Source organism: Streptomyces sp. 378 (genome assembly GCF_030124145.1).
Classification (GTDB): Bacteria; Actinomycetota; Actinomycetes; order Streptomycetales; family Streptomycetaceae; genus Streptomyces.
In genome coordinates, this window is sequence record NZ_JASKMS010000002.1 from 447130 (window position 1) to 469414 (window position 22285).

Consider the following 22285-nt stretch of genomic DNA (forward strand, 5'->3'; position numbering starts at 1 on the left):
CTCACCTCCTGGGGAGCAGCAAGGAACGGTGCCATTCAAAGAAAGCGGGAAGGACGGAACGAAGAACGCGGAAAGCCGATATTCCACCGCGTACCGTGCCGATCCGGACGAGTTCATGTTCAGGGGCGTCCACGACCACCCGGACGGCCGCAACCGGGCGCTCGCCCACGCGCACGGCGCTCAGGAGCGTGACGGCGGACTCCATGTCGACCGCGATCGCCCCCGTCGCGCGCAGAGCGGACCGTTCGGGGCCGCGCACGACGTGGTCGGAGCCGGTGAGCGGGCCGGTGTGCACGGTCCGCCCGGGCAGTGCGCGGGCCAGTTCCCCGACCAGCAGGCCGGTCCCGACGCAGGGGGTCGTGCCGCGTGGGCCGCGGGTCTCCTCGGCGACGACCAGATCGCCGGGGTGCATGCCCGGCGCGAGCCCGGCGCAGAATCCGGTGGCCAGCACGGCGGCGTCACGCAGGGCAGGGTCGGCCAGCACGCGGGTGACGGCCCGTTCGGCGGCGACCGGTCCCATGCCCGTCCGCAGCACCGTGACCGGCCCGCCGGCCCCGCCGCGGCCGCCCGCGCGCAGGGCGAACTGCTCGATGCCGAGCGCGCAGGCGATCAGCAGCGGGGCCGGGGCGGGCTGTGCGCTCATCCGCTCCCCTTGGCCTCGACGAGCGGCATCCCGGCCCGGCTCCCCCGGAGCTCCCCGGCCGCCCCGGCCGCCCGCAGCTTCTGGGCGAAGGGCTCTCCGTGCAGGTAGCGGCCGAGCGCGGTGAGCGGGAAGACCTGCCGGTACAGGTGGTAGTTGATCGAGAAGTCCCACGGGAAGCCCGTCCCCGTGAAGTAGGGCTCGTCCCAGGAGCCGTCCTCCCGCTGCGTGGCGGCGAGCCACTCGACACCGCGTTCGACGGCCTTGGAGTCCCGCTCCCCCGCCGCGAGCAGGGCCATCAGCGCCCAGGCCGTCTGCGAGGCGGTCGAGGCGCCCCTGCCGCTCCACTCCTTGACGTACTTGTAGGAGCGCAGGTCCTCGCCCCAGCCGCCGTCGTCGTTCTGGACCGACTCCAGCCAGGCCACGGCCCGCCGGATCGCGGGGTGGGCGGCGGGGATGCCGGCGGCGGTCAGGGCGGGCACGACGGACCCGGTGCCGTAGACGTAGTTGACGCCCCAGCGCCCGAACCACGAGCCGTCCAACTCCTGTTCGGCCAGCAGCCACTCGATGCCGCGCCGGGTGCGCGGGTCGTGGGAGAGCCCTTCCACCGCGAGCATCTCGACGACGTGCGCGGTGACGTCGGCGGAGGGCGGGTCGATGACCTCGCCGAAGTCGCAGAACGGCAGCCGGTTGGGGAAGGGGCTGGTGTTGTCGACGTCGAAGGCGGCCCAGGCGCCGTTCCTGGACTGCATGCCGAGCGTCCAGCGCACACCGCGTGCGATGGCCCCGTCGAGCCGCTCCGGGTCGTGGTGGGTGATCCGGCGCAGCGCGAGGACGACTTCGGCGGTGTCGTCGATGTCGGGGTAGTTGTCGTTGTGGAACTCGAACGCCCAGCCCCCGGGCGGCAGTCCGGGCCGCTTCACCGACCAGTCACCGGGCCGGACGATCTCCTCGCCGAGCATCCAGTCGGCCGCCTTCACCAACTGCGGGTGATCGGCGGGCAGTCCGGCGTCGACGAGGGCGATGGCCGCCAGGCAGGTGTCCCACACCGGAGACTGGCAGGCCTCGATCATCCGGGCCCCGTCCTCGCGCCACACGGCGAACCGGTCGAGGGAGGCCAGCCCCTCGCGCATCATGGGGTGTCCGAGGTCGTAGCCGAGCAGATGCAGGGCGATGATCGAGTACACGGCCGGGGGCTGGATGCCACCCCAGCAGCCGTCGTTCTCCTGCCGCTCGATGATCCAGCGGGCGGCGCTGTTCATGGCGGCTCTGCGCAGTCTGCGCGGGGCGACCTTCCGCAGGGCGTGCAGGCCCTTGTCCATCCGCTGGAAGGCCCCGTCCCAACTGAACGGCGGCGCAAGGGGCTTGGCCGGGTTGGGCCGGGCCGGGTCGGTGTGCAGCTCGTCGAGCGGGAAGGGCGCGGGGCGTACCGGCCGCTTGGCGGAGACGATCGTCAGCGGGACGATGGTCTGGCGCGCCCAGCAGCCGAAGTCGTAGATGTTGAGCGGTACCCACGACGGGAAGAAGATGAGTTCCGGCGGGAGTTCGGGCAGGTCCTCCCACTTCCACCAGCCGAACAGGGCCAGCCAGATCCGGGTGAAGACCCGGGCCGCGGCGATGCCGCCCTGCGCGCGGATCCAGGCGGACGCCTTCGCCATGTGCGGGGCGTCGGGCGCGTCACCGGCCAGGCGGAGCGCGACGTACGCCTCGACGGTGGCGGACAGGTCGCCCGGTCCGCCGTAGAAGGTGGCCCAGGTACCGTCCTCGCCCTGCTCACCCCGGATGAACAGGGCGGCGGCCCGGGTGGTCCTGTCGTCGCGGATGCCGAGGAACTGACGGAGCAGCAGGTCCTCGGCGTCCATCGTGACGTTGGTCTCGAGGTCGCCCTTCCACCAGCCCTCGGGGTCCTGCCGGGAGAGCAGGAAGTCGGTGGCACGCCGGGCGGCGCGTGCGGCGGCTTCCGGAACCCCGGCCGCCGCGGGGATGTCTGCGTCGGTGTCGCTGGCCGCGGCGGCGCGGGGCGGCGGGGCCCCGGTGCTTCCGTCGGTCGTCGCTGTCATGGCTTCCCCTTCGTGCAGTGGTGCAAGGTGTGCAGCTGCTGTGGGTCCGCCGTCGGCCGGTGCTCCGTGATGACTCGCGGCACCGGCCGGCGACTACGCGAGGGCTATTCGACCGATAGTGATCATCTCTTCCGTACGACGACGAAGTCCGCGAGCGCCGTGAACTGCTCCCGCACCCGGTCGGGCATGTCCACTGCGTCGAGGGCCTCGATGGCGATGGTGTGCTGACGGCGTGCCTCGTCGGCGGTCCACTCGCGGCCGCCGGCCTCCTCGATGAGGGCGGCGCGCGCCGCGAACTCCTCTTCGGAGAAACTCTCGGCACCGCTGCTCTTGGCGTCGGCGGCGAGGATCTCGCCGAGCCGCTCGGAGGCGGAGCCGCCCGCCGCGAGGGCGGCCACGACCGGCAGGGACTTCTTGCGCTGGCGCAGGTCGCTCCAGGTCTGCTTGCCGGTGGAGACCGGGTCGCCCCAGATGCCGAGCAGGTCGTCGACGGCCTGGAAGGCGAGCCCCAGGTGGTAGCCGTACTTCTCCAGGGTGTCGGCGGTGCGGTCGTCGGCGCCGCCGAGGACCGCGCCGATGGAGCTGGCGCAGGCGAGCAGGGCACCGGTCTTGTTGCCCTCCATCTCCAGGCACTCCTCGACGCTGACGCGGTCGCGGTGCTCGTAGGAGATGTCCTGGGCCTGGCCGTCGATGAGGGCGCGGGTGGCGGTGGTCAGGCGGCGGGTGGCGCGGCCTGCTTCTACGGTGCCGAGTTCGAGGAGCACCTCGTTGGCGAGGGCGAACAGCGCGTCGCCGACCAGGATGGCCTGGGCGGGGCCGTGCACCTTCCAGACCGTGTCACGGTGGCGGCGCTGCTCGTCGCCGTCCATGAGGTCGTCGTGCAGGAGGGAGAAGTTGTGGATGAGTTCCACGGCGACGGCGCCGGGAACGCCGGTCTCGGGGGCGGCCGACATGACCTCGGCGGACAGCACCGCGAGGGCGGGGCGCACGGCCTTGCCGCCGTCCCCCTCCGCGGGCCTGCCCTGGGCGTCGATCCAGCCGAAGTGGTAGGCGGCAACAGTGTCCATGGGAGGGGCCAGGCGGTCGACGGCCGCCCGCAGTACCGGTGTGGCCAGGGTTCGGCCGCGCTCCAGCAGCGCGGTCACGTCCACCGCCTCGGCATTCTTCGGGGCCGGGGGCACAGTGGGCACAGTCTCTCCTCTTGTCGCGGTACCGGGGGTGCGGGGGCCGCCTGCCGCTCCGGCCTGGGCCGGCATCATGCCGCCTCCTCGAACGCGAAGAGGTGCTGCGGGCGGGGCCGGCCCAGGGCGCCCAGCACGGCGTCCGCCGCGCTCACACCACTGCGGACCGCACTCTCCATGGTCGCGGGCCACCCGGTGGCGGTCCACGCTCCGGCCAGGTACAGGCCGGGTGCCTTGGTGCGGGTGCCGGGCCTGAGGCGCCCGACGCCGGGGGCGGGAGCGAACGTCGCGGTGCGCTCCCGGGTGACGAAGAAGTCCCTCACTGCGGCGCCGCGGGCCGGGGGCAGCAGCCGCTCCAGCTCGGGCAGGTACCGCTCGCGCAGCACGGCCACGGGCTCGTCGATCTCGTCCTGGGCGACCGACTGCGACAGGGCGAGGTACTGGCCCTCGCGCAGCCCGGACGCCTCGGTCCGGTCGAAGACCCACTGCACCGGGCTGCCGAGGGCGGCGAAGAACGGCCGGCCGAGGACCTTCCGGTCGTACACGACATGGACGTTGAGGATCGGCGCGGTGCCGATCTCCAGGAGCCGTTCGGGCGCGTCGAGGGCGCCCGAAGGGATCAGGTCGTACGCCTCGCGCTGCGGAACGGCGAGGACCACAGCGTCGGCTTCCAGCGTCTCGCCGGGGACCCGCACGCTCCACCGCCCCTCCCCGTCCGAGGAGACGGAGGTGACGCGCGTGCGGACCTCGGTGCGTACTCCCGCGGAGTCGAGTGCCTTGCGGGCCAGCCGGTCGTGCAGGTCACCCAGCGGGACCCGCGCCCAGCCGATGTCGGCCGCGCCCGGGTCGGACAGCAGACCGGTCTTGAACACCATCGCGGCGAGCGCCAGGGAGGCGTCGGAGGCGACCGCGTTGAGGGTGGCGACCCCGACGAGGTCCCACAGGGCCTCGACGGCGCGTGCCGACTGGCCGTGGGCGGCCAGCCAGCTGCCGAAGTCCTGGGTGTCCAGCGCCGGATCGGCGAGGTCGAGTCCCTTGAGCGCGAGCGCGGCCCGGCCCACCCTGGCGCGGTCGGCGAGCGACAGGTGCGGATAGGTGGCGAGGCTGCGCCCCAGGTGCAGCGGCACGGGCAGGGCGTCCCGCCGCAGCCGGCCGAGCCGCCGCCCCTCGGGACGGGCGAGGTCGAGGACGGGGACGTCGAGCCGGTCCTGCAGCGGGGCCAGCGCCGCGCCCTCGACGCGGTCGAGGAACCAGCGGTAGGCGGTGCAGCAACGCAGGTAGACATGCTGGCCGTTGTCGACGGTCAGCTTTCCGCGCCGGAAGGAGAAGGCCAGACCGCCCAGCCGCGGCCTGCCCTCCAGCAGGGTGACGCGTACTCCGGCGTCGGCGAGCGCGAGCCCGGTGGTGACACCGGCGAGCCCGCCGCCGACCACGACGGCGTGCCGCCCCTGCGCCACCGGTCCCCGGGACCGTGTTCCGTGGGTCATCGCGCACCCTCCCCCGCGGCCCGGGCGTGCTTTTCGAACGGTGCACGACCGGCCGTCTCCGTCAGGGACGCGGCCCCGGGCCGGAGGGTTGCCCGCCGCTTCGCGTCGGCGGTGGCATCGGTATCGGTCACGCACGCCTCCTGACGGTCCGCCGGGTCACGTGCCGGGCGTCCAGGCCGGACAGGCCGCGCACGGCGACGTAGGCCTTCTCGCGGCCCGGCAGCGAGACCCGGCCGCGCAGCACGGCCTCCGGGTCGCGCTCGATGCGGTCGAGGAGCCGGCGGTAGATGCCGGCCATGGCGGCCACACAGGCGCCGCTGCGCCGGTCGAGCATGGGGAGCAGCCGGTAGCCCTCGGCGAACAGAGCGCGGGCCCGTCGCACTTCGAAGTGCACGAGGCCCGCGAAGTCGGAGCCCTCCGGCGGCCGCGGCCCGCTGAAGCCGGCCGAGCAGCCGAACTTGGCGAGATCGTCGGCGGGCAGGTAGGTCCGCCCGTCGACCGCGTCCTCGCGGATGTCTCTGAGGATGTTGGTGAGCTGCAGTGCGAGCCCGAGCGTGTCGGCATACTCCGGCGCGCGGTCCACTCCGCGCGCCCCCGGTTCCGTGCCGAACACGCCGAGCGAGAGACGCCCGATCGCGCCCGCCACGCAGCGGCAGTAGACCTTCAGGTCGTCCCAGGTCTCGTACGTCTCACCGCGGACGTCCATCTGGACACCGTCGATGAGTTCGTTCAGGCCACCGAGCGGGATCGGGAACTGGCCGGCTGCGTGCGCGAGGGCGACGGCGACCGGGTCGGTGTCGTCCTCGTCGACCTCGTTCCCGCGGATCCGGGTGAGCAGCGTCCGGGTCTCCTCCAGCCTGGCCACCTTGACGTCGTCGGCGAGCGCGCCGTCGCCGATGTCGTCGACCCGCCGCGAGAAGGCGTACAGCGCCGACATCGCACGGCGCTGGGGCGTCGGCAGCAGCCGGATGCCGTAGGCGAAGTTGCGGGCCTGCCGCCCGGTGACGGTCTCGCAGTAGCTGTAGGCGGCGAGTACCGGTGGTGACGCGTGTGGTTCCGACTCCACGGTCCGGATCACCCCTCTCCTCGCAGAGTCACGCCCACCTCACGCAGCAACCGGACCTTGCCGGGCTTGGGCGGGCCGGGAAGAACGTCGAATTCGGCGGCGGCGATCGCGTGGACGGCCGCCCTCCCCCCCGCCACGAACCCCGCGAGCAGCAGCTTCAGCCTGCCGTGGACGCTACCCACCAGGGGGGCGCCTTCATTCAGGAGATCACGGGCCCTTCGCGCTTCGTACGCGATCAGCGCACGCACCGACGCTCCGGCGGATTCCCCGGCGAGATCCGCTTCCCGGACGTGGAAGCGTTTCATGTCGGCTGCCGGCAGGTAGACGCGGTCGCGGGCGAGGTCCTCCGCCACGTCCTGGAGGTGCTCGACGATCTGGAGAGCCGTGCAGATCATGTCGGAGCGGCGGATCCGCTCGGGTGTCGAGGTGCCGGTGACGGCGAGGACGAGACGGCCGACGGGATCGGCGGACAGCTTGCAGTAGGCGAGCAGGTCGTCGTAGGTCTCGTAGCGGCTGACCAGCTGGTCCTGACGGTTGGCGGCGATCAGGCCGAGGAACGGCTCGGGGGTCAGCGAGCAGCGGCGCACCGTCGGCTGGAGCCGGCGCAGCAGGGGGTGACGGGGCGTCGAGTCGAAGACCCTGCGCAGGTCGGCCTCGAAGGCGTCCAGCAGGACCAGCCGGTCCTCGGCCTCGTCGGGGGAGACGCCGAGCAGGCGGGCGTCGGCGCCGCCGGGGGCGAGATCGCCGTCGCCGATGTCGTCGACCAGGCGGGCGAAGCCGTAGACGGCCATGAGGTCGGTGCGCCAGGCCCGGGGCAGGAAGAAGGGGGCCACCGGGAAGTTCTCACCGGCGGCCTTGTCGAGCGTGCCGCGCTCCGGATCGAGGGCGCGCACCGTGCCGGTTCCCGTCACCGCCGGCTGCCCGGCGCGGGGACGGCACGTGCTGCGTGGAGCTGGGGAGTTTCCGTAGCCATCGCCGTCACATCTCCCGTTCTACACTGCCGACCCAATACACACTATTTCGGACACGCCGCCCACCTGCCCGCACGGTGGGCCGACGGTCGGTGTCGCGCATTATTGCCCTGATTGCCGTGTTTCGGGACCGGTACAGCTTACGTTGTACAACGCGACACGGTTCGTCAGGGTGTCCTGCGCATCACGAGAACGCACCGATTGGCCCCAAGATTCCTGAGATGGGCCGGAGTTGACGTTTCCTTTGCAGACGCGGGGCCCCGCCGGAGCAGTTCCGGCGGGGCCCCGACCGAGCCCGGTTACTTGCCCGTGAACTTCTCGTACTCCTTGAGCACCTCGTCCGTGGGGCCGTCCATACGCAGCTCGCCGCGCTCCAGCCACAGGACGCGGTTGCAGGTGTCGCGGATGGACTTGTTGTTGTGGCTGACCAGAAACACCGTGCCGGCTTCCTTGCGCAGCTCCCGGATGCGGTCCTCGGAGCGCTTCTGGAACTTCCGGTCACCGGTCGCCAGGGCCTCGTCGATCATCAGGACGTCGTGGTCCTTGGCCGCGGCGATGGAGAAGCGGAGCCGGGCCGCCATGCCGGAGGAGTAGGTCCGCATGGGCAGGGTGATGAAGTCGCCCTTCTCGTTGATGCCGGAGAAGTCGACGATGCCCTGGTAGCGATCGGTGATCTCCTCACGGGACATGCCCATGGCGAGCCCGCCCAATATGACGTTCCGTTCGCCGGTGAGGTCGTTCATCAGGGCCGCGTTGACGCCGAGGAGCGAGGGCTGGCCGTCGGTGTAGACCTTGCCCTGCTCGGCGGGGAGCAGTCCGGCGATGGCCCGCAGCAGGGTCGACTTGCCGGAACCGTTGGAGCCGATCAGGCCGACGGCCTCGCCGCGGTAGGCGACGAAGGAGACGCCGCGCACGGCGTGCACCTTGCGCACGCCGCGCTCCCCGTCGGCGGAGCCCCTCTTGAGGATGCGGCTGAGGGCGGCGGTGGCGCTGCCCTTGCCGGACTTGGCGCCGTTGACGCGGTAGACGATGTGCAGATCGTCCGCGATGACGGTGGGGATCCGCGCATCCTGGTTCTGCTCAGCCACGGCCGTACCTCTCCTCCGCCTTCCAGAAGTACACGAAACCGCCGAGGGCGAACAGCACGGCCCAGCCGCCCGCGGCCGCCCACACGTGGTCGGGCAGGTACCGGGAGCCGTAGTCGTCGATCAGCGCGTAGCGCATCAGGTCCATGTAGATCGCGGCGGGATTCCACTGCAGGACGTTCGCGATCCACCCCGGCTTGTCAGCGAGGAAGACCGGGATGGAGAACATCACCCCGGACGCGTACATCCACGTCCGCATCACGAACGGCATCAGCTGCGCCAGGTCGGGGGTCTTGGCCCCGGCCCGGGCCATGATCAGCGCGAGACCGGTGTTGAAGCAGAACTGGAGAGCCAGCACCGGCACGATCAGCAGCCAGGACAGATCCGGGTAGTGACCGAAGCCGACCGCGATGGAGAACAGCACGATCATCGAGAACAGCAGCTGCTGGAGCTGCTGCAGCGCGAAGGAGATCGGCAGCGAGGCCCGTGGGAAGTGCAGGGCGCGGACCAGGCCGAGGTTGCCGGAGATCGCGCGCACGCCCGCCATCACCGAACTCTGCGTGAAGGTGAACACGAACACGCCCGTGACCAGGAACGGGACATACACCTCGCGGGGCAGGCCCCGGTCGGCCTCCAGCAGCATGCCGAAGATGAAGAAGTACACGGCGGCGTTCAGCAGTGGCGTGGCCACCTGCCACAACTGGCCGAGCTTGGCCTGGCTGTACTGCGCGGTCAGCTTCGCCCGGGAGAAGGCGAGGATGAAGTGCCGCCGGTCCCAGAGCTGACGGACGTACTCGATGAGGGACGGACGGGCGCCGCTCACGGTCAGCCCGTGCTTGGCGGCGAGTTCCCTCGCCGTGAGGCCCTCGTCGGGCGCCGCGGGCGCGCTCACCGCGACCGTGGCGTCGTGCGTTGTCTCACTCACTAGTGGAAACTTTCGTCTTCGAGATGCTCGGCCTGTGCCGGCCTGGCATGAACCGGGGCCAGGGTACGGCCCGGGGGGCTCCCGGGTGTTCCCGGATACGAGCTTGTCAGATGACGGGGGGCCGGCCCAGCCGGGTCAGCCGCCACACCGTACGCCACTTCATGGGCCGGCGGGGGCCGCAGGAACTGGTCCAGCCCTCGCGGAATCCGCCGAACCAGGCCCGCAGCGCACTGCGGGAGGGACGGCGCAGGAGAGTGAGCAGCAGCCACACGCCGAGGTAGACCGGGACGAGCGGCGCGGGAAGGTTGCGGCGGGCCAGCCAGACGCGGTTGCGGGCGACCATGCGGTGGTAGACCGCGTGCCGTGAGGGGGCGGTCGTCGGGTGGTACAGCACCATGTCGGACCGGTAGTCGATCATCCAGCCCGCGTCGAGGGCCCGCCATGCCAGGTCGGTTTCCTCGTGGGCGTAGAAGAACTCGTCCGGGAGTCCGCCGACGTCGGCGAAGACGCGGGTGCGGACGGCGTTGGCACCGCCGAGGAAGGTGGTGACGCGGGAGGAGCGCATCGGGTCGGAGGCCCGCAGCCGGGGCACGTGGCGGCGCTGGGTGACGCCGGTCTCGGGGTCGGCTATGCGGAAACTCACGATGCCGAGCTTCGGGTCGGCCTCGAACGCCTCGCGGCACAGCTCGGCCGTGTCGTGGCCCGCGAGCAGCCCGTCGTCGTCCAGGAAGAGCAGGATGTCGACGTCCCGGCCGGCCGGGCCGAAGGCCTCGACGCCGACGTTGCGGCCGCCGGGGATGCCGAGGTTCTCGGGCAGTTCGATCGTGCGGACGCCTTCGGGGACGTCCGGCACCGGCGAGCCGTTGCCGACGACGACCACCGCGACCGGGTCGCCGTCCTGCTTGGCGACGGAGTCGAGGAGGGCGCGCAGTTCCTCGGGCCGGTTGCCCATCGTGATGATGACTGCGCCGACCTTCATACCGCTCACTTCAGCCTGCTCGAGGCGAGGATGGACACGAGGTGCAGCAGGGTCTGCACCAGCGCGATGCCGGCCATCACCGCCACGCCGAGGCGCGTGAAGAACAGGTCGCCGCGGGTCTGGTCGACGATCGCCAGCACCAGGACCAGCAGGGAGGCCTCGATGCCGAGGATCAGCCGGTGGAACTTCAGGGCGGCCGCGGCCTTGCGGGCCAGCGCCATGCCGGAGGAGCGCATCTCGGCGGCGGCTTCCTTGACCGGCGGCTTGCCGGCCTGGTGCCGGGCGACGCCGACGAGGTCGGTCTCGGCCTTGATCAGGATGGCGCCGAGCGCGGCCAGGGTGCCGAGGAAGGCCCACAGCCAGTCGATGCGGCCACTGCCCCACGGGTCGGCGGCGCGCAGGCCGAAGCCGGTGAGCACCGCGGCGTCGGTGAGGTAGGCGCCGACGCGGTCCAGATAGACGCCGTTGAGCGAGTACTGCTTCTTCCAGCGCGCTATCTCGCCGTCGACGCAGTCCAGCAAGAGGTACATCTGGACGCACACCACGCCGAGCACGGCACCCGCGATCCCCGGCACGAGCAGTGCCGGGGCCGCGAGCACGCCGAAGACGGTCATCAGATACGTGAGCTGGTTGGGCGTGACCCTGGTGTTGACCAGGTAGCGGTCGACCCGCAGGGACACCTCGCGCATGTAGAGGCGTCCCATCCAGTGCTCACCGCTGCGCCTGTCCTTCACCCCTGGGGGGTGGACGACGGGGCGGAGTTCAGCTACCGATGGCCTTGACATAGTCGGCGTAGGTGTCCTTGATCTGTTCGGTGTTCAGGTCGAGGTGTTCGAGGATGGTGTAGCGGCCGGGCCGGGTCTCCGGGGCGAACTCGACGGCCTTGACGAACTCGTCCGTCGTGAAGCCGATCTCGTCCGGCAGCACGGGCAGGCCGTGCCGGCGCAGCACTTCCGCCATGTACGCCGATTCCTCGTGCGCGCCGCGCAGCCACATCGCGAAGGCCGCGCCGAGACCGCACTGCTCGCCGTGGGCGGCCGCGCGCTTCGGGTAGAGCAGGTCGAAGGCGTGGTTGATCTCGTGGCACGCCCCGGAGGAAGGCCGCGAGTCGCCCGACACCGACATGGCGATGCCGCTGAGGACCAGCGCCTCGGCCAGCACCTGGAGGAAGTCGTTGTCCCCGATGCCGCCCGGGTGCCGCAGTACGGCTTCGCCGGCCTGGCGGGCCATGGCCGCGGCGAGGCCGTCGATCCGCTCGCCCTTGACCCGGTTGGCCAGCTCCCAGTCCGCGATCGCGGAGACGTTGGAGACGGCGTCGCCGATGCCGGCGCGGACGTAACGGACCGGGGCCTCGCGGATGACGTCCAGGTCGATGACGACCGCGATCGGGTTCGGCACACCGTAGGAGCCGCGGCCCGCGTCGTTGTCGAGGGTGGCGACCGGGGAGCACAGGCCGTCGTGCGCGAGGTTCGTCGGCACGGCGACCAGGGGCAGGCCGACGCGTGCCGCGGCGAACTTGGCGCAATCGATGATCTTGCCGCCGCCGAGGCCGACGACCGCGTCGAAGTGGCCGGCCTTCATGTCGCTCGCCAGCCGGACCGCGTCGTCGAGGGTGCCGCCGCCGACCTCGTACCAGGTGGCGCCGGGCATGCTCGGCGAGATGCGCTCACGCAGCTTGGCGCCGGAGCCGCCGCTGACGGCGACGGCGAGGCGGCCGGAGTGCGAGATGCGCTCGTCGGCGAGGACGCACGCCAGGTCGTCGAGGGCACCCGGACGGATGTCGACGACGAGCGGCGAGGGGATGAGGCGGGTCAGTACTGGCACGCGATCTCCCGTCCACGGGCGAGGTCGTCGTGGTTGTCGATCTCCACCCACTTGACGTCGCCGATCGGCGCCACGTCGATACGGAAGCCGCGGTTGACCAGCTCCTGGTAGCCGTGCTCGTAGAACTGCTGCGGGTCGGTCTCCCACACGGTCTTGAGCGCGTCGGCCAGCTCGGGAGCCGCGTCGCCCTCGATCAGCGTGACGCCGATGTACTCGCCGGTGGCCTCGGCGGGGTCCATCAGCTTGGTGATCTTCGTCATGCCGTGGGCGGGGTCGACGACGACCTTCATCTCCTCGTCGGCCAGGTCCTTGACCGTGTCCAGAGCGAGGATGATCTTCTTGCCGTCGCCGCGGGCGGCGAGCAGCGTCTTCTCGACGGAGACCGGGTGGACGGTGTCGCCGTTGGCGAGGATCACCCCGTCCTTGAGGGCGTCACGCCCGCACCACAGGGAGTAGGCGTTGTTCCACTCCTCGGCCTTGTCGTTGTCGATGAGGGTGAGCTGGAGGCCGTACTTCCGCTCAAGGGCTTCCTTGCGCGCGTACACGGCTTCCTTGCGGTAGCCGACGATGACCGCGACCTCGGTGAGACCGATCTCGGCGAAGTTGCCGAGGGTCAGGTCGAGAACCGTGGGTTCGCCTTCTATGCCCGCGGGGCCCACCGGCACCAGCGCCTTGGGCAGGCTGTCGGTGTAGGGACGCAGGCGCCGTCCGGCGCCGGCCGCGAGCACGAGGCCGATCATGCGGGTTCTCCTTCATCGTGTACGGCGGGTGCGCCACCCCGGTGGGCGGCGACCCAGAAGCGGATGCTCTCGACGAGCACCACCAGGGCGACGGCCACGGCCAGTGCCGTGAGCGCGACCTTGAACTGCGAGGCGGTGAGCAGCGCGGCGAGGACGGTGACCAGCAGCGTCCGCCCGTCGTGCCCCCCGATGGAGCGCACCAGCCAGGCCGGGGGCGCTCCGGCGTCGCCGCGAATGCGGTAGACCGTGTCGTAGTGATGGTAGGCGACCGCGGCCACCAGCCCGAAAGCCGCAGGAAGGGCTCCGTTCACGTCCGCTCGGGCCGCGAGGACGAGGACGGTGCCGTATTCGGCGGCACGGAAGACCGGGGGGACGAGCCAGTCGAGGGGGCCCTTGAGGGGGCGGGCGACGGCGAGGCCGGAGGTCAGGGCGTAGCCGAGGGCCACGACGATCGGCCAGGGGCCGCCGAAGTCCGTCAGCGCCGCGGTGAGGACGACAGCCAGACCGCCGAGCAGGGCGACGGCGGGGGCGGTGAAGCCCGGCAGCTTGCGGGCGGCCTTCTTGAACGCCTCTGCGAAGCCCTGCGCGAGCGGGCCGCTGTCGGCGAGGTCGGCCAGGGCGCCGGCCGCCCGGTCGGTCCGCTCGGCCTTGCGGGTCAGCGACCGCAGCACCCGCCCCGCCGTGGTGTACGCCGCCGCGAAGGCGCAGCCGATGAGCAGCGCGTAGAAGGTGATGCGGGGGGTGGTGACGGCGGTGAGGACCGCGATCATCGCCCAGCGCTCACCGATGGGCAGCACGATCATCCGCCGCACCCAGACCGTCCAGCCGACGCTGTCGAGCTTGTCGGAGAGGGCGGCGGTGGGACTGGTGTTGGCGGTGGCGTCGTGGTTGGCCTCGTTGAAGGAGAAGTCCACGACGTGCCGGCAGGTCTGCAGGACCATCGCGCCGAGGGCCAGGGCCCAGACATCGTCGCCGCCGCGGGCCGCGCCGAGGGCGAGGCCGGCGTAGTAGGCGTACTCCTTGGCCCGGTCGAAGGTGGCGTCCAGCCAGGCGCCGAGCGTGGAGTACTGCAGCGAGTAGCGGGCGAGCTGGCCGTCGGTGCAGTCCAGCACGAAGGACGCGATCAGCAGGACGCCGGCCGCGACGAAGCCGCCGCGGGTGCCGGTGGCCGCGCAGGCCGCCGCTATGAGGGCGGTGAGCAGCGAGGCGGTGGTGACCTGGTTCGGCGTGAGGCCCCGGCGGGCGCACCAGCGGGCGAGGTAGCGGGAGTACGGGCTGATGCAGAAGGTGGTGAAGAAGCCGTCGCGGGCCTTCACGGCCGACTTCAGGCGTACGGCCTCGTCGTCGACGTCCGCGACCGCCTGCCGGGCCTCGTTGCGGGCCTGCGGGTCGGCGGGGACGGCGGCGACCAGGGTGCCCAGCTCGGGGCGGTGCACGTCGGTGTCGTCGGCGTCGAGGGCGGTGAGGATGCGGTCGGCGAGGCTGTCGACCAGGGTGGTGCCGCCGCCGGCCGAGTTCTCGCGGGCCATCGCCCGGGTCAGTGCCTGACGGCCGGCGGGCTGAGCGGTGACGGCGCCGGGGATCGCGGAGAGCGGGAAGCGGGGGTCGGTGAGACCGAGGCGCAGCGCGTGCACGTGCCCCACGAACCGGGCGTCGACCAGCGCGACCCGTTCGTCGCCCGGCACCTCGGCGAGGAGCGTCTCGGCCTCGACGGCGTCGGGCGCGGTCCGCACGTCGAACCCGAGGGCGCGCAGGTCGGCCTCGATCGACGATCCGGGGACCGGCTGGCCGGTGAGGATGGCGGTCGACAACCGAATTCACTCCCTGGGTACCGACGCGTCCGCGCCGGTGACGTACATGGTGGGGGTGCCCTCTCCGGTGGCTCCCGGGCGGCATGTCGGCAGAGGGTATCGGATGCCGCGAAGGCCCCGTTCACCGGCCGTTCGGCGGATGGATCGACGCGGTTCGCACAAGCCCCTGCCGCGATCATCATCGGGGATCCGGGGCCCGCCCCACAAACCGCGCCTGCCAGAGCGGACATCGGGGACCTGGTGTGGCGCCCGTCCGGGGCCGCATAGGGTGGGCGACCATGACGTGGCTGATCACCGGCGGTGCCGGCTATATCGGAGCCCATGTGGCCAGGGCCATGACCGAGGCCGGGGAGCGTGTCCTCGCCCTGGACGACCTCTCGGCCGGGGTGCCCGCCCGGCTCCCGGCCGATGTCCCGCTCGTGCGGGGCTCGTCGCTGGACGGGGAGCTGCTGAAGCGGACCTTCGCCGAGCACGGTGTGACGGGTGTGGTGCATCTCGCGGCGCGCAAACAGGTCGCCGAGTCCGTGGCACAGCCCACGCGCTACTACCGGGAGAACGTCGGCGGCCTGGTGACGCTGCTGGACGCGGTGGCCGAAGCCGGGATCGAGCGTTTCGTGTTCTCCTCGTCGGCCGCCGTCTACGGCGACCCGGGTGTGGACCTCATCACGGAGGACAGCCCGTGCGCGCCGGTGAACCCGTACGGCGAGACCAAGCTCGCCGGGGAGTGGCTGGTGCGGGCGGCGGGAGAAGCGCACGGGATCTCCACCGTATGCCTGCGCTATTTCAACGTGGCGGGCGCTGCCGCGCCGGAACTGGCGGACACGGGTGTCTTCAACATCGTTCCGATGGTCTTCGACCGGCTGACGCGTGACGAGGCGCCCAGGATCTTCGGTGACGACTATCCGACCCCGGACGGCACCTGCGTGCGTGACTACATCCACGTGGCCGACCTGGCCGAGGCCCATCTGGCGGCGGCCCGGCGGCTGGCCGAGGGCGGCCTCACAGGAGATCTGACGGTCAACATCGGCCGCGGCGAGGGCGTCTCGGTCCGTGAGCTCATCACGGTCATCGGCGAGGTCACCGGTGACCGCCGGCCCCCGCTCGTCGAGGACCGGCGTCCCGGTGACGCCCCGCGGGCGGTGGCGTCGGCCGCCCGGGCTGCCGCCGAACTCGGCTGGACGGCCCGGCGCGGGGTGCGCGAGATGGCCGAGTCGGCCTGGCGGGGCTGGCGACTGCACCACGCTCCCGAGCCCCTGCAGGTGCCCTGACCTGCCCATCGTTTGCGCAGGTCAGGGCACATGACAACGGTGTTCAGTGCCGCGTTGCGCATACCCCCTCCCCGTAGTTCACTGGGGTGCCCGAGCACGATCAGGCGGACACACGGAGGCTGACTTCTCATGGGGGCTGGGCATGATCACGGGCACGCGCACGGCGCGGCGGCCGGCGGTACGGCGACCTCGGCGTACCGCGGCAGGCTGCGCATGGCGCTGGCGATCACGCTCGGCATCGTGGTCGTGCAGGTCGTCGGCGGTCTCCTCGCCGACTCGCTCGCCCTCGTCGCGGACTCGGCCCACATGGCGACGGACGCCCTGGGTCTCGGCATGGCGCTGCTCGCGATCCACTTCGCGAACCGGCCGCCCAGCGAGCGGGCCACCTTCGGTTACGCCCGGGCCGAGATCCTCGCCGCCCTGGCCAACTGCCTGCTGCTGCTGGGCGTGGGCGGGTACGTCGTGTACGAGTCGGTCCAGCGCTTCATCACGCCGGCTCAGACCGAGGGCCGGCTGGCGCTGCTGTTCGGCGTGATCGGCCTGGCGGCGAACCTGGTGTCGCTGTCGCTGCTGATGCGCGGGCAGAAGGAGAGCCTGAACGTGCGGGGCGCTTTCCTGGAGGTGGCGGCGGACGCCCTGGGTTCGGTCACGGTGATCGTCTCGTCTTCGGTGATCATGCTCACGGGCTGGCAGGCCGCCGACCCGATCGCCTCGCTCGTCATCGCGCTGATGATCGCGCCCCGGACGTGGAAGCTGCTGAGCGAGACGCTCTCCGTGCTGCTGGAGGCCGCCCCCAAGGGCGTCGACATGGCGGAGGTGCGCTCGCACATCCTCGCCACGAACGGTGTCGAGGACGTCCACGACCTGCACGCCTGGACGATCACCTCCGGCATGCCGGTGCTGTCGGCACACGTGGTCGTCAGCTCGGAGGCCCTGAACGCGATAGGCCACGAGAAGATGCTCCACGAGCTCCAGAGCTGCCTCGGCGACCACTTCGACGTGGAGCACTGCACGTTCCAGCTGGAACCGAGGGGTCACGCGGAGCACGAGGCGCGGCTCTGCCACTGAGGGGGCGCGCTCCACTGCGAGTGCGCCGAGGAACGCAACCCTCCGCTGCTCGCCCGCGTCATGAGCCCCACAGCTCCGGTGGGGACGATTTTCCGCCTCCCTGGCCGGGCACGATCACCTACCGGGTCCCTACCCCGGCGTCCGACCGGTGCCGGCCGCGGTCCGCGCCACCGCGCGGGACATGCGGGCGTGCCGCGAAGTGCCGGGAGTGCCGGATTGGTACGGCAGACTTGGGGCGCGAAGACCGATGTGAAGGATGGGTATGCCGATCACACCTGCCACCGCGACGCACACCCCGTCGAACGGCACCGCGGACGCGATTTTGCTGGAACTGGTCGACGAGGACGGCGTGACGATCGGCACCGCGGAGAAGCTCGCCGCCCACCAGCCGCCCGGGCGGCTGCACCGCGCGTTCTCGGTGTTCCTCTTCGACGAGTACGGCCGGCTGCTGCTCCAGCAGCGCGCGCTGGGCAAGTACCACTCCCCCGGCGTGTGGTCCAACACCTGCTGCGGCCACCCCTACCCCGGCGAGGCGCCCTTCGCGGCGGCGGCACGGCGCACGTTCGAGGAGCTCGGCGCCTCCCCGTCCCTGCTGGCCGAGGCGGGCACGGTCCGCTACAACCACCCGGACCCGGAGTCCGGTCTGGTGGAGCAGGAGTACAACCACCTCTTCATCGGCATGGTGCAGGCCGTGGTGCGGCCAGACCCGGAGGAGGTGGCGTCGACGGTCTTCGTGACCCCGCCGGAGCTCGCGGAGCGGCACGCCAAGGACACCTTCTCGTCCTGGTTCATGACCGTCCTCGACGCGGCCCGGCCGGCGATCAGGGAGCTGACGGGCCCGTCGGCGGGCTGGTGAGTCCGGCCCCGGCGGCGGGGTTCAGGACAAGCGCGCGGGTTTGAGCGGCAGGGCGGCCCAGATCACCTTGCCGCCGCTCGCCGTGTAGTCCACCTCGCACACCCCGCCCGCCTCGCGGGTGATCTCCCGCACCAGGAGCAGTCCGCGCCCACCGGTCCGGGCGTGGTCCGTCTCCAGGGCGGTGGGCCGGTAGGGGTGGTTGTCCTCCACCGACAGCCGGAGCCACTCGGCACCGACGGCCAGCTCGACGGCGATCGTCGGGGACAGCACCGCCGCGTGCTTGACGGCGTTCGTCACCAGCTCCGAGACGATCAGCAGCAGCCCCTGGGCCAGATCGTCCGAGACCGGCACCCCCTGACGCAGCAGCAGGTCCCGTACGGCGTGCCGCGCCTGGGGGACCGAGGCGTCGACCGCCGGCGCGGTGAACCTCCAGACCCCTTCGTAGGGCAGCGGATCCGCGGGCCCGGGGCCGAGGGGCGCCGCGCCGCCCTCTGGGCGAGGGCCGGACCCACGCCCGTCGTCGTCCATCGTCCGGTCGCCACCCTCGCGCTCGATTGTCGCCACACGTCGAGTGTTGGTAACGATGCGCCTCACACCCCGGGACTGAACAGAAGTCAGCAACTATCGAGCACTTCTGACCGTTGGCGTATGACACGGTCAGTTGTGGGACTGGTCCTGTCCCTGTTGTGCCGTCTCGGCGAACTATTCGGGTTGTACGGGTTTGGCATCCGGATAGCATCCGGCGCATGGAGCCGCAGCTGGAGTACCGCGTGACCGACTCGGTCGCGACGGTCGTCATCCGTCATCCCGAGAAGCGCAACGCCATGACGGCCGCGATGTGGCGCTCCCTGCCCACACTGCTGGAGGAACCCGCCGTCGATCCGGCCGTGCGGGCGCTGGTGCTGACCGGTGAGGGCGGGACGTTCTGCGCCGGGGCCGACATCTCGACGCTGCGGAGCTCGCCCGAGGAGGCACAAGGGCTGGCCGTGCGGGCCGAGGAGGCGCTGGCCGCGTTCCCGAAACCGACGCTGGCCGCGATCCGGGGTCACTGCGTGGGGGGCGGGGCGCAGTTGGCGGCGGCCTGTGATCTGCGGTTCGCCGAGGAAGGGGCGTCGTTCGGTGTGACGCCCGCGAAGCTCGGCATCGTGTACCCGGCGTCCTCCACCCGGCGGCTGGTGTCCCTGGTCGGGCCGGCCACCGCCAAGTACCTGCTGTTCTCGGGGGAGCTGATCGACGCGCCGCGGGCCCTGCGGACCGGACTGGTGGACGAGGTGCTGCCCGAGGGCGAACTCGTCAAGCGCGTCGCCGAGTTCACCCGGATCCTGGTGGCGCGTTCGCAGCTGACGCAGGCGGCGGCCAAGGAGTTCGCGGACGGGCGTACCGACCGGGACGCGCACTGGGCGGGGCAGGCGAGCCGGAGCGGCGACACCGCGGAGGGCGTCGCCGCGTTCCTGGAGCGCCGGCCGCCGCGGTTCGGCTGGAGTGTGCCTACGTCAGGATGACACCGGAGTGTGTGCGGACCAGTTCGACCAGGTGCGCGGGGGCCTTTTCCGGCGATCCGGCGTCGTAGGGCGGCTGCGGGTCGTACTCGGTGGCGAGCTGGACGATCCGGGCGTGGTCGTCGCCCGCGATACGGCCGAGCAGGGTCAGTCCCATGTCGATGCCGGAGGAGACGCCGGCCCCCGTGACGTACTTGCCGTCGGTGACGACCCGCTCCCCCGTCGGCTCGGCGCCATGGCGCTTCAGTTCCTCCAGAGCCAGCCAGTGGGACGTGGCGCGGCGGCCCCGAAGGAGTCCGGCGGCGGCGAGCAGCAGGGAGCCGGTGCACACGGATGTCGTCCAGGTGCTGGTCTCGTCGGCGGCGCGCAGCCAGGTGAGCAGGGGGCCGTCCGCCGCCAGCGGGAGGGGGCCCGGGCCGCCGGGGACCACGATGATGTCGGGGCGGGGCACGTCGGCCAGCCCGCGGTCGGCGGTGAGCGCGAGGTTCCCCCCGTCGTTGCGCACGGGGCCGGGCTGCTCGGCGACGAAGACGGTCTCCGCGTCGGGGAGCCGGCCGAGCGTCTCGTAGGGGCCCACGGCGTCGAGGGCGGTGAAGCGGTCGTAGAGGACGATGGCGATCTGCATGAACGTCTCTCCTTCGGCTGATGTCGAGGTGGGTCAGGGTGTGGTGGCGGGGCGGAAGCGGCGGCGGTACTCGGCCGGAGGCGTTCCCAGGGTCCTGACGAAGGCCCGGCGCATCCCCTCGGGCGTGCCGTAGCCGCTGCCGCGGGCGATCTCCTCGATGCCGCCGGTGGTGTCCTCCAGGAGGCGCCGGGCGTGTTCGAGGCGGACGCGGTCCACGTAGCGGCCCGGTGTCATGCCGGTCTCGGCGCGGAAGGCGCGGGCGAAGTGGCGGGGCGAGAGGCGGGCCCGGGCGGCGAGGGTCTCGACGGAGAGGTCCGCGTCGGGGTGGTCACTGATCCACCGCTGAACCTCGCGCAGGGGTTCGCGCTGTGCGGTCTGGGCGGCGAGCTGGGCGCTGAACTGAGCCTGGTTCCCGGGGCGGCGCAGGAACACCACCAGGTGGCGGGCGATGGTGAGGGCGATGTCCCGGCCCAGGTCCTCCTCGACCAGGGCGAGGGCGAGGTCGATGCCCGCGGTGACACCGGCCGAGGTGGCGATGTTCCCGTCGCGCACGTAGACGGGGTCGGGGTCGATCTCGACGGCCGGGTGGGCGCGGGCGATCCGCTCGCAGTACGCCCAGTGGGTGGTGGCGCGGCGGCCGTCCAGGAGGCCGGCCTCGGCGAGCACGGCCGCGCCGGTGCACACCGACATCAGGCGCGCGGCACGCGGCCCGTGCTCGCGCACCCAGTCGACCAGACGCGGATCGGGCCGCAGGCCGCCCGTTCCACCGGGGACCAGGAGGATGTCCGGGTCGGGCGAGGTGGCCAGGGACCCGTCGGGGACGAGGGTCAGGCCGCTGGTGGTCCGCACGGGCCCGCCGTCCACGGACGCCGTGCGGATCCGGTAGGCGCCCGGGGAGAGCAGCTCCGCTCCCGCGAAGACCTCCACGGGCCCGGTGACGTCGAGACTCTGCAGGCCGTCGAAGAGGACGACGAGAACCGTGCGCTGGGTCATGCCGTCGATTGTTCGCGGGGGCGAAGGGTGGCCGCAATGACGAGTGCCCCACCTTTCCTGCCATGCGAGATCGAGCCCTAGAGGACATACCAAGCGGTTGGTAACCTGCCGGGCATGACGACTGCCGCCCTGGAGCCGCGCGCCGGCCGACGCTGCCACAACATGCTCAACTCTCTGCACTCGACGCACTACTTCTCACCCGACCTCGGGCGCGAGCTGGGCGGCGTGGGGGTCGGCGATCCGCGGGCCGTGAACTTCGCCGTGCGGTCGGCCGCCCTCGGGCCGGTCGGGGCCGGAGCCGTGACGGCCGCCTTCTACAACTACAAGTACGAGCTCGTGGCCCGGCACGTGCCGGCGGTGTGGGAGACCGCCACACCCGGGCAGGTGCTGGCGGCACGCGCGCGTGCGGTCGACGCGACGCTGCGCCGCCTGCTCGGCGAGGAGGCCCTCGCATCGGCGGAGATGTCCGAGGCCGCGCGGCTCGCCCTGCGCGCCGCCGAGGCCTGCTCGCGCGAGGCACGGCCGCTGTACTCCGCGCACGCCGACCTGCCCCTCCCCGAAGAGCCGCACCTCGCCTACTGGCACGCGGCCACGCTGCTGCGCGAGCACCGGGGCGACGGGCACCTGGCCGTCCTGATGTCCGCGGGCCTGGACGGGCTGGAGGCGATGGTCACCCACACGGCGACGGGCAAGGGCATGACCCCGAAGTGGGTCTTCTCCACTCGGGGCTGGAGCCGGGAGGAGTGGGACGCGGCGACGGACCGGCTGCGGGAGCGCGGGCTGCTGGAGGCGTCCGGCGACCTCACCGAACAGGGTGTCGCCCTGCGCCGGGAGATCGAGCACGAGACGGACCGCCTGGACCGTGCGCCGTACGAGCACCTGGGCCCGGAGGGGGTGGCCCGGCTGACGGAGCTGAGCGCGACGTTCGCGCACGCGGCGCTCGTGGCGGGGGCGTTCCCGGCGGATCTGATCGGCAAGGGTGACGCATAGTGACGCGCCGGTGAGGTACCCGCTCTCCACCGGCCGCCACGGCCGGGAGTGAGAAAGGGGAATTCCGTGTTCCGTGCTATCGCAGACGTGCTGCGCCAGATCGGCGGGGCCATCGCCACCGTCGTGACGCTGCCCTTCCGGGCGCTCGCCCGGCTCTTCGGCGGAGCCTCGTCCTCCACCCGCAGCCGCAGGGCCTGAGCGGGACCCCGACCTGCCG

23 protein-coding genes are annotated in these 22285 nt (G+C 72.0%); 6 read left to right on the forward strand and 17 right to left on the reverse strand.

Annotation, left to right across the window (positions count from 1 at the left end):
• Position 1 precedes the first annotated feature (1 nt).
• The 14 genes from QNO09_RS04860 to QNO09_RS04920 form a co-directional block, all read right to left on the reverse strand.
• The gene (locus QNO09_RS04860) at positions 2-643 is read right to left on the reverse strand and encodes a phosphorylase family protein (protein WP_283968774.1); all 642 of its coding nucleotides are present in this window, start codon (positions 641-643) and stop codon (positions 2-4) included.
• Positions 640-2700 carry a squalene--hopene cyclase gene (shc, locus tag QNO09_RS04865; protein WP_283968775.1) on the reverse strand — a complete coding sequence of 687 codons (2061 nt, stop codon included), beginning with the start codon at positions 2698-2700 and terminating at the stop codon, positions 640-642. The genes QNO09_RS04860 and shc overlap by 4 nt, the downstream gene beginning before the upstream one ends.
• Before the next feature lie 122 nt (positions 2701-2822).
• The gene (locus QNO09_RS04870; RefSeq protein WP_283968776.1) at positions 2823-3890 is read right to left on the reverse strand and encodes a polyprenyl synthetase family protein; all 1068 of its coding nucleotides are present in this window, start codon (positions 3888-3890) and stop codon (positions 2823-2825) included.
• Positions 3891-3955: 65 nt separating this feature from the next.
• A complete protein-coding gene (gene hpnE / locus QNO09_RS04875; protein WP_283968777.1) occupies positions 3956-5368 on the reverse strand; it encodes a hydroxysqualene dehydroxylase HpnE in 1413 nt (470 codons plus the stop codon).
• On the reverse strand, positions 5365-5499 hold the full coding sequence (locus QNO09_RS39845; RefSeq protein WP_451521132.1) for a DUF6380 family protein: 135 nt from the start codon (positions 5497-5499) through the stop codon (positions 5365-5367). The genes hpnE and QNO09_RS39845 overlap by 4 nt, the downstream gene beginning before the upstream one ends.
• Positions 5496-6446: a presqualene diphosphate synthase HpnD gene (gene hpnD / locus QNO09_RS04880; RefSeq protein ID WP_283968778.1), complete on the reverse strand. Its 951-nt coding sequence runs from the start codon at positions 6444-6446 to the stop codon at positions 5496-5498. Before hpnD ends, QNO09_RS39845 begins: the two co-directional genes overlap by 4 nt.
• Entirely contained in the window at positions 6443-7345 is a 903-nt protein-coding gene (gene hpnC / locus QNO09_RS04885) for a squalene synthase HpnC (RefSeq protein ID WP_283968779.1), read from the reverse strand. The genes hpnD and hpnC overlap by 4 nt, the downstream gene beginning before the upstream one ends.
• A 359-nt stretch (positions 7346-7704) precedes the next feature.
• Positions 7705-8493, reverse strand: coding sequence for an ABC transporter ATP-binding protein (locus QNO09_RS04890; RefSeq protein ID WP_283968780.1), 789 nt, complete (start codon positions 8491-8493; stop codon positions 7705-7707).
• On the reverse strand, positions 8486-9415 hold the full coding sequence (locus tag QNO09_RS04895) for an ABC transporter permease (RefSeq protein WP_283968781.1): 930 nt from the start codon (positions 9413-9415) through the stop codon (positions 8486-8488). The genes QNO09_RS04890 and QNO09_RS04895 overlap by 8 nt, the downstream gene beginning before the upstream one ends.
• Before the next feature lie 106 nt (positions 9416-9521).
• Entirely contained in the window at positions 9522-10394 is an 873-nt protein-coding gene (locus QNO09_RS04900; RefSeq protein ID WP_283968782.1) for a glycosyltransferase family 2 protein, read from the reverse strand.
• A 5-nt stretch (positions 10395-10399) separates the two neighbouring features.
• Positions 10400-11179: a CDP-alcohol phosphatidyltransferase family protein gene (locus QNO09_RS04905; protein ID WP_283968783.1), complete on the reverse strand. Its 780-nt coding sequence runs from the start codon at positions 11177-11179 to the stop codon at positions 10400-10402.
• Positions 11157-12218, reverse strand: a complete 1062-nt coding sequence (locus QNO09_RS04910; RefSeq protein WP_283968784.1) for an iron-containing alcohol dehydrogenase family protein — start codon at positions 12216-12218, stop codon at positions 11157-11159. The genes QNO09_RS04905 and QNO09_RS04910 overlap by 23 nt, the downstream gene beginning before the upstream one ends.
• Complete coding sequence (locus QNO09_RS04915) at positions 12206-12958, reverse strand: phosphocholine cytidylyltransferase family protein (protein ID WP_283968785.1); 753 nt, start codon at positions 12956-12958, stop codon at positions 12206-12208. The genes QNO09_RS04910 and QNO09_RS04915 overlap by 13 nt, the downstream gene beginning before the upstream one ends.
• Positions 12955-14769 carry a DUF5941 domain-containing protein gene (locus QNO09_RS04920; protein WP_283968786.1) on the reverse strand — a complete coding sequence of 605 codons (1815 nt, stop codon included), beginning with the start codon at positions 14767-14769 and terminating at the stop codon, positions 12955-12957. The genes QNO09_RS04915 and QNO09_RS04920 overlap by 4 nt, the downstream gene beginning before the upstream one ends.
• A gap of 278 nt (positions 14770-15047) precedes the next feature.
• On the opposite strand from QNO09_RS04920, the gene galE reads away from it, so the two are divergent.
• The 3 genes from galE to idi all read left to right on the forward strand — a co-directional run bounded on the left by galE (position 15048) and on the right by idi (position 17961).
• Positions 15048-16037 carry a UDP-glucose 4-epimerase GalE gene (gene galE / locus QNO09_RS04925; RefSeq protein ID WP_283968787.1) on the forward strand — a complete coding sequence of 330 codons (990 nt, stop codon included), beginning with the start codon at positions 15048-15050 and terminating at the stop codon, positions 16035-16037.
• Positions 16038-16166: 129 nt separating this feature from the next.
• Complete coding sequence (locus QNO09_RS04930; protein WP_283968788.1) at positions 16167-17105, forward strand: cation diffusion facilitator family transporter; 939 nt, start codon at positions 16167-16169, stop codon at positions 17103-17105.
• 262 nt (positions 17106-17367) lie between these two features.
• A complete protein-coding gene (idi, locus tag QNO09_RS04935; RefSeq protein ID WP_283968789.1) occupies positions 17368-17961 on the forward strand; it encodes an isopentenyl-diphosphate Delta-isomerase in 594 nt (197 codons plus the stop codon).
• A gap of 21 nt (positions 17962-17982) precedes the next feature.
• On the opposite strand, the gene QNO09_RS04940 is transcribed toward idi, so the two are convergent.
• Complete coding sequence (locus QNO09_RS04940; RefSeq protein WP_283968847.1) at positions 17983-18489, reverse strand: ATP-binding protein; 507 nt, start codon at positions 18487-18489, stop codon at positions 17983-17985.
• Positions 18490-18707: 218 nt separating this feature from the next.
• Here QNO09_RS04940 and QNO09_RS04945 point away from each other — a divergent pair, with 218 nt between their 5' ends.
• A complete protein-coding gene (locus QNO09_RS04945; protein WP_283968790.1) occupies positions 18708-19463 on the forward strand; it encodes an enoyl-CoA hydratase/isomerase family protein in 756 nt (251 codons plus the stop codon).
• Here the strand turns inward: QNO09_RS04945 and QNO09_RS04950 are convergent.
• A complete protein-coding gene (locus QNO09_RS04950; protein ID WP_283968791.1) occupies positions 19450-20085 on the reverse strand; it encodes a DJ-1/PfpI family protein in 636 nt (211 codons plus the stop codon). The genes QNO09_RS04945 and QNO09_RS04950 overlap by 14 nt on opposite strands.
• A 33-nt stretch (positions 20086-20118) precedes the next feature.
• Entirely contained in the window at positions 20119-21078 is a 960-nt protein-coding gene (locus tag QNO09_RS04955) for a GlxA family transcriptional regulator (RefSeq protein WP_283968792.1), read from the reverse strand.
• A gap of 114 nt (positions 21079-21192) precedes the next feature.
• Here QNO09_RS04955 and QNO09_RS04960 point away from each other — a divergent pair, with 114 nt between their 5' ends.
• Both QNO09_RS04960 and QNO09_RS04965 read left to right on the forward strand, forming a co-directional pair.
• Complete coding sequence (locus QNO09_RS04960) at positions 21193-22068, forward strand: SCO6745 family protein (RefSeq protein ID WP_283968793.1); 876 nt, start codon at positions 21193-21195, stop codon at positions 22066-22068.
• 66 nt (positions 22069-22134) lie between these two features.
• The gene (locus QNO09_RS04965; protein WP_252100478.1) at positions 22135-22266 is read left to right on the forward strand and encodes an LPFR motif small protein; all 132 of its coding nucleotides are present in this window, start codon (positions 22135-22137) and stop codon (positions 22264-22266) included.
• Positions 22267-22285: the final 19 nt, after the last annotated feature.

What these genes read in the sequence shown, in the direction of transcription:
- QNO09_RS04945 (WP_283968790.1), top strand. Translation starts at nt 18,708, where the DNA reads ATGGAGCCGCAGCTGGAGTACCGCGTGACCGACTCGGTCGCGACGGTC.
- shc (WP_283968775.1), bottom strand. Translation starts at nt 2,700, where the DNA reads ATGACAGCGACGACCGACGGAAGCACCGGGGCCCCGCCGCCCCGCGCC.
- QNO09_RS04940 (WP_283968847.1), bottom strand. Translation starts at nt 18,489, where the DNA reads ATGGACGACGACGGGCGTGGGTCCGGCCCTCGCCCAGAGGGCGGCGCG.
- QNO09_RS04950 (WP_283968791.1), bottom strand. Translation starts at nt 20,085, where the DNA reads ATGCAGATCGCCATCGTCCTCTACGACCGCTTCACCGCCCTCGACGCC.
- QNO09_RS04900 (WP_283968782.1), bottom strand. Translation starts at nt 10,394, where the DNA reads ATGAAGGTCGGCGCAGTCATCATCACGATGGGCAACCGGCCCGAGGAA.
- QNO09_RS04915 (WP_283968785.1), bottom strand. Translation starts at nt 12,958, where the DNA reads ATGATCGGCCTCGTGCTCGCGGCCGGCGCCGGACGGCGCCTGCGTCCC.
- QNO09_RS04930 (WP_283968788.1), top strand. Translation starts at nt 16,167, where the DNA reads ATGGGGGCTGGGCATGATCACGGGCACGCGCACGGCGCGGCGGCCGGC.
- QNO09_RS04905 (WP_283968783.1), bottom strand. Translation starts at nt 11,179, where the DNA reads ATGTCAAGGCCATCGGTAGCTGAACTCCGCCCCGTCGTCCACCCCCCA.
- hpnE (WP_283968777.1), bottom strand. Translation starts at nt 5,368, where the DNA reads ATGACCCACGGAACACGGTCCCGGGGACCGGTGGCGCAGGGGCGGCAC.
- galE (WP_283968787.1), top strand. Translation starts at nt 15,048, where the DNA reads ATGACGTGGCTGATCACCGGCGGTGCCGGCTATATCGGAGCCCATGTG.
- QNO09_RS04860 (WP_283968774.1), bottom strand. Translation starts at nt 643, where the DNA reads ATGAGCGCACAGCCCGCCCCGGCCCCGCTGCTGATCGCCTGCGCGCTC.
- idi (WP_283968789.1), top strand. Translation starts at nt 17,368, where the DNA reads ATGCCGATCACACCTGCCACCGCGACGCACACCCCGTCGAACGGCACC.
- QNO09_RS04955 (WP_283968792.1), bottom strand. Translation starts at nt 21,078, where the DNA reads ATGACCCAGCGCACGGTTCTCGTCGTCCTCTTCGACGGCCTGCAGAGT.
- QNO09_RS04960 (WP_283968793.1), top strand. Translation starts at nt 21,193, where the DNA reads ATGACGACTGCCGCCCTGGAGCCGCGCGCCGGCCGACGCTGCCACAAC.